Origin of the sequence: Sphingomonas sp., from assembly GCF_026460985.1 — a bacterium.
Lineage (GTDB): Bacteria > Pseudomonadota > Alphaproteobacteria > Sphingomonadales > Sphingomonadaceae > Sphingomonas.
In genome coordinates this window covers 82,362-89,931 of sequence record NZ_JAPKNM010000096.1, presented here as the reverse complement: position 1 = coordinate 89,931, position 7,570 = coordinate 82,362, and the positions used below count along the sequence as shown (strand labels likewise).

Below are 7,570 nucleotides of genomic sequence, written 5' to 3'. Positions count from 1 at the left end.
CCCCGGCCGCTTCAAAACCCACCCCTTGCCCCTCCCTTTCAGGGAGGGGAATATGAGTATCAATCGCCCCGACCCTACGCCGCCTGCTGGGCGGCGCGGCGCGCCTCGAAATCGACCGCTTCGCTGACCGCGCGCGCAAGCGAGGCCATGGTGAACGGCTTGCGCAGCACGCCGCGCCCGCCGAACATGTCCGCCTCGGCCTCGCCGGCGAACCCGGTCACGAACAGCACCGCGACGCCCTCCAGCCGATCGCCGAGTCCGGCGATCATCTCCGGGCCTGTCTGCCCCGGCATCAGCACGTCCGAGATGATGAGGTCCAGCGTCGCCATGCCGGCGATCGCGGCGGGTGCCGCCAGCGGATCGGTGCACGAGGTCACGCGGTGGCCGAGCTCCTGTAGCGCGCCCACCGTCGCCCCCAGCACGCGCGGATCATCCTCCACCACCAGGATGTCGAGGCTCCGGATGGGTGCGCTCTCCTCCGCGACGGGTGCCTGGGGCACCGGCGCTTCCACAGTCGCGGCGGCGGTCGCCGCCTCGCCGATATGGCGCGGCAGATAGACCATGACGCTGGTGCCGCTGCCGGGCTTGGTGTCGATCGCGATCTCGCCCCCGGATTGTCGCACGAAGCCGAAGATCTGGCTGAGCCCCAGCCCCGTCCCCTTGCCAACCGGCTTGGTGGTGAAGAACGGCTCGAACACGCGGTCGAGCACCTCGGGGGTCATGCCGCAGCCGGTGTCGGCCACGGTGATCATGACATAGTCGCCCGCCGGGCACTCGCCGATCTCGTTCTCGACAAGCGTCTTGCCGCCCGTCGTGATCGTCAGCGTCCCCCGCCCTTCCATCGCGTCGCGGGCGTTGACCGCGAGGTTGAGCAGCGCGTTCTCGAGCTGGTGGCGGTCGACCCACACGGTCCATCCCGTGCCCGCGTCCTGGGTCTTGACCTTGATCGTGTCGCCCAGCGTACGATCGAGCAGGTCGGACATGCCCGCGATCAGCCCGCCCGCCTCGACCGGCTCGGGGAGCAGCGGCTCGGAACGCGAGAAAGCGAGCAGGCGCCGGGTAAGCGCCGCGGCGCGGTTGGCGCCCTCCATCGCGTTCTCGATATGCTGCTGTGCGTCGGGGCCTCCGGTATGCAGGTGCCGCTTGGCGAGCTCGAGCCCGCCCAGCACCACCGCCAACATGTTGTTGAAGTCGTGCGCGATGCCGCCGGTGAGCTGCCCGACCGCCTCCATCTTCTGGACCTGGCGCAGCTTCGCTTCGGCCTGCGCGCGCTCGTGCGCCTCGGCGCGGAGCTCCGCCGTGGCCGTATCCACCGCCAGCTGGAGCTCCGCCGCGCGCTCGCGCTGCGCGGTCGCCTCGGCATCGGCGGCCGCCCGCTCGCCCTCGGCCGCGATCGCCAGCCAGCCGAGCAGCACCGCGCCGACGACGATCATCATGCCGAACGCGGTCAGGATCCGCGAGGCGAAGCTCGAATTGTCGATCAGATCGCCCGCGGCGCGCGTACGGTCGCGCAGCAGCACGCGTTCGGAATCGACGATCCGCGTGAGCAGAGTCTCCACTGCCTGGCGCGCAGGGCTCTGCCGCACGCGATAATAGCTACCCCACGCGTCGTTGTGGCGCTTGTAGGTCGAATAGAGCGCGGTCTCGCTCAGCTCGTTGCCGCGCGCGTCGAAGGCGCGCCGCAACTGCGCGATCTGCGCCTGCTGGCGCGCGCTGTCGCGCGTGAGCTGCTGCAGCCGGATGAGCTGTTCGTTGGCGCGCGCCCAATGCGCCGAATATTGCTGGCCCAGCGTCCGGTCGGCGCTCACCACATAGCGCCCCAGCGCGGCTTCGGCGGCGGAGATCTCGCCCGACAGCTGGTTGGCGCGGATCACGACTTCGTAGGTATGCTGTTGGAGCGCGACGGCGCGGTCGCGCTCCTGGTCCGTGCGCTGCTGGAGGATGATGATCGCGACGAGCACGCCCAGCCCGAGCAGCGCGAGCAGGCCGAGCACGAGGATGCGCCAGTTCGTCACGCGACGAACCTGCTCCAGCGCTATGCCTTGCCCCTCACTCATAAGATTGAATCTAGGGACGACGGGCCTCCGGTGGAAAGCTAAACGACTCGGCTCAGCTTATCACACCAACGCTTCGGCCCGCAGTACGGAACATTTCCAGGATTCGTCCAACCTGCTCGGCCGTATGCTCGGCGCAAAGCGAGCAGCGGAGCAGGTAGGTTCCGGCCGGCGTCGCGGGCGGGCGGGCCATGTTGACGTAGAGACCTCCGTCGAGCAGCGCCTGCCACATCGTCACCGCCTGTGCCTGGTCCTCGAGGATCACCGCGATGATCGCGCTGTCCGGGGTCTCGGTGCCGAGGCGGAAGCCCATTTGCTTGAGCCCGCCGTGCAGCGTGCGGGCATTTTCCCAGAGATGCTGGCGCTTGTTGTGCGCGTGGCGGAGCTTGCGGATCGACGCGGCCGCGGTGGCGACCACCGAGGGCGGCAGCGACGCGGTAAAGATGTACGGCCGGCACGCCAGCCGAATCGCCTCGAACTTGGGATGATTGGACACGCAGAACCCGCCGACCGTCCCCACCGACTTGGAGAAGGTGCCGACGATGAAATCGACATCGCCCTCGCAGCCCTGCGCCTCGTAAACGCCTCGACCATTGGGCCCGAAAAAGCCCATCGAATGCGCCTCGTCGCTCAGCACCATCGCGCCATGCTTCTTGGCGACCGCGACCATCTCCTTGAGCGGCGCGATGTCGCCGAGCATCGAATAGACGCCCTCGAGCACGACCAGCTTGCCCGCTTCCTTGGGAAGCCGGCCGAGCCTTTTGTCGAGGTCCTCGATGTCGTTGTGGCGGAAGCGGACGATCTCGGCATAGCCCTGCTTGCAGCCGTCATAGATCGAGGCGTGGCTGTCGGCGTCGAGGATGACGTACTCGCCCTTCCCCGCCAGCGTCGAGATCATGCCGAGATTGGCCATGTAGCCGGTCGAGAAGACGATCGCGCCCGAGACGCCGTAGAATTCGCGCAGCGCCTCCTCGACTTCCATATGGTCGCGGAAGGTGCCGTTGAGCATGCGGCTGCCGTTGGTGCCCGAGCCGAACTGGTCGAGCGCGTCCTTGCCGGCCTGGATCACGTCCGGGTCGAAGGTCATGCCCATATAGTTGTAGGTGCCGAGCAGGATCGTGTCCTTGCCCTTGATCACCGCTTCGGTGGGCGACTTCACTTCGTCCATCACGATCGCAAAGGGATCGGTGACGCCGCTGTCGAGCAGTGCCTGGCGCTCGGCGATCAACCCGTCGAACTTGGACATCAGGTCGCGCTCGGGCGCGACGGGCTCGGGATTCTCGGGAAGCGCGTCGGCGGTCTGGATCGCGTCGGTCATGTCAGCCCTTCAGCTTCTGCACCGCGTCGACGAGCTGGCCGACACTCTCGATCTCGGCCTGCATGTTCATCGTGATGATGATGTCGAACTCGTCCTCGATCGCGGCGACGAAATCCATCACGGTCAGGCTGTCCCATTCGAGATCGCCGGCGAAGGTGGTGGTCTCGGTCAGCGTCACGCCCTTCTTGTTGAAGGGCTCGATCTGGGCGGCGACGGTTTCGAAGATTTCAGAGCGTTCGGTCATGGGCGGGTCCCTTAACGGCACCGCAGGGCAGTGCCAAGCGAATGCGGCGGAAACGGGCCGCTCGCGGGGCATTGGAAATACATGCTCGTCGATCCGGAAGCGGCTTTCGCCGAGCCTGCCTTGTCCACGCCGCCCGCTTCGGCGCCAATCTAGGCGTGCGCAAGGTGAGGGAGAATGACGTGATCAGAACCGCCGCGATCGTAGCGGGCATCGCGCTGGCGGGAGTGGCGAACCCGGCCGCCGCGCAGCGAACGTGGCGGAATGACGGCCCGCCAGCCGGCTATCCCTCGGCGATGCTCTGGCCGGTCAACGACAGCACCGACATCCACCAGATCACGCTGAGCGCCGAATATAGCGCCGCGCTCGACGCCTATATCGAATTCGCCACCGATCATAAGGTGATGGGCATGCCCGAGCTCTATCATCGGATCGAGCGCTACCGCCCCGAGCTGGCGGGCGCGGCATTGAACAAGTTCATCGGCGAGATGAAGCCCGGCCAGATCGAGACCTGGGACGGCCGCGGCTACAAGGGCTCGTTCACGCTGATCGGCACGGCGCCGGTGGGGCCTTTCCAGTGCCGGCAGACCCAATGGACCATGGCCGGCACGAAAGGCAAGGCAACCGTCCCGCGGCTCGACTGCTTCAATCCGAAGACCGGCAAGTGGCAATATGTCTGGAAGCATGTGCCGGTCACTCGAAAGACCGGGGTTCCGCACCGATAGCCGCGGCTAGAGCAGTCCCTGCTCGCGATACCAGGCGGCAGTCGCGGCGAGCCCGGCCTGCGTCTCGACCGTCGGGGCCCATAGATCGGCGGGCGGCCGGCGCGCGGGATCGATCACCCAATCCTCGTGGCAGAAATAGGCGACCCGGTCGGGCGTGAGCTTGGCGCCGGGCCCACGCACCAGCCGGTCGAGATGCGCGCCCGCCATCATCAGCGGCCGCGGCAGCGCGAGCGCGGCGACCCGCTTGCCGGTGGCGGTGCCGATCGCCTGGGCGAATTCCTTGTGGCTCCAGCCATTCTCTCGGCCATCGTCGCAATCATAGGAGCGGCCGCCGTTACCGCCAGTCGCCAGCGCGAGCAGCAGCCGTCCGAGATCGCCGACCTCGATCACCGAGAGCCGTCCCCCAGGCGGCAGCAGCGCGATGCCCTTCCTGGCGAGCTTGAACAGCTCGAGCATCTCCATGTCGCCCGGGCCATAGATCGCCGGGGGCCGCACGATCGCGGTGTCGAGCAGCGAGTCGGCGGCAAGTTGCTCGGCCTCGGCCTTGGACCAACCATAGTCCGACATGCCCGGCTCGCGCGCGGCAAGCGACGAGACATGGACGAAGCGCTGCACGCCTGCGCCCTCGGTGGCCGCCAGCATGTTGCGCGTGCCCTCGATATTGCCCTCGGCAAAGCCGGCGCGATCGGGCGCGTTGACCACGCCCGCGACATGGATCACCGCATCGGCGCCTTCGCAGAGTTGGGCAAGCGCCGCCAAATTGCCCAGATCGCCGGCGATCCAGTCGATATGCGCCCGCGCTGCCTGCTCGCGCCGGGTCAGCGCGCGCACCTGATGCCCCGCCGCGGTGGCGAGCGCGATCAGCCGCGATCCGACGAAGCCGGTGCCGCCGGTGATCGCGAGCGTGGCCATCAGCACCAACCTCCGTTCGCCCTGAGCTTGTCGAAGCCTGTCCTGAGCGACGCCGCAGGCGGCGTCGAAGGGGGCAGTCCTGTTTCTGCCCACAAGGGGGGCGGTGCTTCGACAAGCTCAGCACGAACGGTTTCAGATGAGCACCACATCACAGCAGCGCCATGTGGCTACGGTGCACCAGCGCCGATCGCGGGGCATAGCCGAGGATCTCGGCATGCTCCTCGCTACGCCGCCCGACCAATCGCGCCGCGTCGTCGCGCGGATATTCGGCGAGCCCGCGCGCGAGCGGCCGCCCGTCGGGGCCCGCTATCACCACCAGGTCGCCCCGCGCGAACGCGCCCTCGACTCGCGTCGCGCCCGCGGCAAGCAGGCTCTTGCCGCCCGCAAGCGCCTTTGCCGCGCCCGCATCGACATGGATCGTCCCCCGCGCGGTCAGCCCGCCCGCCAGCCACGCCTTGCGTGCCGGCGCCGCCTTCTCGGCGACGAACAGCGTGTGCTTCGCATCCCCCGAAAGCGGACGCTCGACCCGCCCCGAGGCGATGGCGAGATGCGCGCCCGCGGCATTGGCGATCCGTGCAGCCTGGATCTTGGAGACCATCCCGCCCGATCCCATGCCCGAAGCCGAGCCCTTGTCGGCCATCGCCTCGATCACGGCGTCGATCCGCTCAACCCGCGCGATATGCTGCGCGCCCGGCAGAGCAGGGTTGCGATCGTACAGCCCGTCGACGTCGGAGAGCAGCACCACTCCCTGCGCCCCCGCCGCCTGCGCGACGCGCGCCGCGAGCCGGTCATTGTCGCCGAAGCGGATCTCCTCGGTCGCGACGCTGTCATTCTCGTTGAGCACCGGCACCACGCCGAGCCCGAGCAGCCGGTCGAGCGTCGCCGCGGCGTTGAGATAGCGCCGCCGGTCCTCGAGATCGTCGAGCGTCACCAGCATCTGCGCCGCGGTGAGGCCGTTGGCCCCCAGCGTCTCGGCCCAGACCTGGCTCAACGCGATCTGCCCGGTAGCCGCAGCCGCCTGTGCATCCTCGAGACTCGCGCGTCCGCCCTTGGCCAGCCCCAGCCGCCGCGCACCCAGCGCGATCGCGCCGGACGAGACCACCGCGACCTGCTGCCCCGCACGCGCGCGTTCGGCGATATCCGCCGCGATCCCCTCCAGCCACGCACGCCGCACGCCGCCTTCAGGGTCGACGAGCAGCGCCGAGCCGATCTTGACGACGATGCGCGGGCAGGATGCGGGCGGAAAAAGTGCCGTGCTCATCTCAAACCGGCGACCACTCGATCGCGTCCTCGCCATCGTCGTCGTCGCTCACCGCGCCGGGCTCCGGCCCGATCGCCTCGAGCAACTTGTCGAGCACCCAGTCGACGCCGACGCCGCTCGCGCCCGAGATCGGGATCACTTCCGCGCCGCTGGCTTCCTCGAGTTCGGCCGAGAGCGCCGCGATCAGTTCGTCGTCGAGCGTGTCGATCTTGTTGAGCGCGACGATCACCTGCTTGTCGGTGAGCCCGGCGCCGTAATTCTCAAGCTCGTCGCGGACGATGCGGTAGCTTTCCGCCACGTCCTCGTCGTTCGCATCCACCAAATGGAGCAGCACCCGGCAGCGTTCGATATGCCCGAGGAAACGGTCGCCGATCCCCGCGCCCTCGGCGGCACCCTCGATCAGCCCAGGAATGTCGGCGACCACGAACTCGCGTTGCTTGTGGCGCACCACGCCGAGCTGCGGCCGCGTGGTGGTGAAGGCATAGGCGCCGACCTTGGCCTGCGCATTGGTGACCGCATTGATGAAGGTCGACTTGCCGGCGTTGGGCAGCCCGACCAGCCCCGCGTCGGCGAGCAGCTTCAGGCGCAGCCACACCCAGGCCTCGTCGCTCGGCCAGCCGGTGCCGTGCTGGCGCGGGGCGCGGTTGGTCGATGTCTTGTAGCTGGCATTGCCGCGCCCGCCGTCGCCACCGCGCAGGAAGACGATGCGCTCGCCCACCTTGGTGAGGTCCGCGAGCAGCGTCCGCTCGTCGTCGTCGGCAAGGATCTGGGTGCCCACCGGCACCTTGATCACCAGATCGTCGCCGCCACCCCCGGTCCTGTTCGAGCCCGAGCCGCCCTGCCCGCGCGGCGCGCGGAAATGCTGGGTGTAGCGGAAGTCGATCAGCGTGTTGAGGCCGGCCACCGCCTCGAACACGATGTCGCCGCCCTTGCCGCCATTGCCGCCGTCGGGGCCGCCATATTCGATGAACTTCTCGCGCCGGAAGCTCACCGCGCCGGGGCCGCCGGCGCCCGAGCGCACGAAAATCTTCGCCTGATCCAGAAAATGCATGGGCCGTC

The 7,570-nt window shown here is 68.4% G+C and carries 7 protein-coding genes; 1 reads left to right on the top strand and 6 read right to left on the bottom strand.

All coding sequences use genetic code 11. The features are described from left to right. Window positions 1-74: 74 nt before the first annotated feature. The 3 genes from MT490_RS16140 to MT490_RS16130 are packed head-to-tail and all read right to left on the bottom strand — an operon-like array spanning window position 75 to window position 3,616. Window positions 75-2,057 (bottom strand): ATP-binding protein, encoded by a 1,983-nt coding sequence (locus tag MT490_RS16140; protein WP_297389978.1) that lies wholly within the window; start codon window positions 2,055-2,057, stop codon window positions 75-77. A 52-nt stretch (window positions 2,058-2,109) separates the two neighbouring features. Continuing rightward, on the bottom strand, window positions 2,110-3,372 hold the full coding sequence (locus MT490_RS16135) for an aminotransferase class I/II-fold pyridoxal phosphate-dependent enzyme (protein WP_297389974.1): 1,263 nt from the start codon (window positions 3,370-3,372) through the stop codon (window positions 2,110-2,112). A 1-nt stretch (window position 3,373) separates the two neighbouring features. After that, entirely contained in the window at window positions 3,374-3,616 is a 243-nt protein-coding gene (locus MT490_RS16130; RefSeq protein ID WP_297389971.1) for an acyl carrier protein, read from the bottom strand. Between the two features lie 179 nt (window positions 3,617-3,795). Between MT490_RS16130 and MT490_RS16125 the strand changes: the two genes are divergently transcribed. Next, on the top strand, window positions 3,796-4,338 hold the full coding sequence (locus MT490_RS16125; RefSeq protein WP_297389968.1) for a hypothetical protein: 543 nt from the start codon (window positions 3,796-3,798) through the stop codon (window positions 4,336-4,338). A gap of 6 nt (window positions 4,339-4,344) precedes the next feature. Here MT490_RS16125 and MT490_RS16120 read toward each other — a convergent pair whose 3' ends face one another. The 3 genes from MT490_RS16120 to obgE all read right to left on the bottom strand — a co-directional run bounded on the left by MT490_RS16120 (window position 4,345) and on the right by obgE (window position 7,562). Beyond that, window positions 4,345-5,250 (bottom strand): NAD-dependent epimerase/dehydratase family protein, encoded by a 906-nt coding sequence (locus MT490_RS16120; protein WP_297389965.1) that lies wholly within the window; start codon window positions 5,248-5,250, stop codon window positions 4,345-4,347. Between the two features lie 148 nt (window positions 5,251-5,398). Further along, window positions 5,399-6,511 (bottom strand): glutamate 5-kinase, encoded by a 1,113-nt coding sequence (proB, locus tag MT490_RS16115; RefSeq protein WP_297389962.1) that lies wholly within the window; start codon window positions 6,509-6,511, stop codon window positions 5,399-5,401. Window position 6,512: 1 nt separating this feature from the next. Next, window positions 6,513-7,562 (bottom strand): GTPase ObgE, encoded by a 1,050-nt coding sequence (gene obgE / locus MT490_RS16110; protein WP_297389958.1) that lies wholly within the window; start codon window positions 7,560-7,562, stop codon window positions 6,513-6,515. Window positions 7,563-7,570 lie beyond the last annotated feature (8 nt).

Coding starts and splice junctions, on each gene's coding strand:
- MT490_RS16120 (WP_297389965.1), bottom strand. CDS start 5,250: ATGGCCACGCTCGCGATCACCGGCGGCACCGGCTTCGTCGGATCGCGG.
- MT490_RS16130 (WP_297389971.1), bottom strand. CDS start 3,616: ATGACCGAACGCTCTGAAATCTTCGAAACCGTCGCCGCCCAGATCGAG.
- obgE (WP_297389958.1), bottom strand. CDS start 7,562: ATGCATTTTCTGGATCAGGCGAAGATTTTCGTGCGCTCGGGCGCCGGC.
- MT490_RS16140 (WP_297389978.1), bottom strand. CDS start 2,057: ATGAGTGAGGGGCAAGGCATAGCGCTGGAGCAGGTTCGTCGCGTGACG.
- MT490_RS16135 (WP_297389974.1), bottom strand. CDS start 3,372: ATGACCGACGCGATCCAGACCGCCGACGCGCTTCCCGAGAATCCCGAG.
- proB (WP_297389962.1), bottom strand. CDS start 6,511: ATGAGCACGGCACTTTTTCCGCCCGCATCCTGCCCGCGCATCGTCGTC.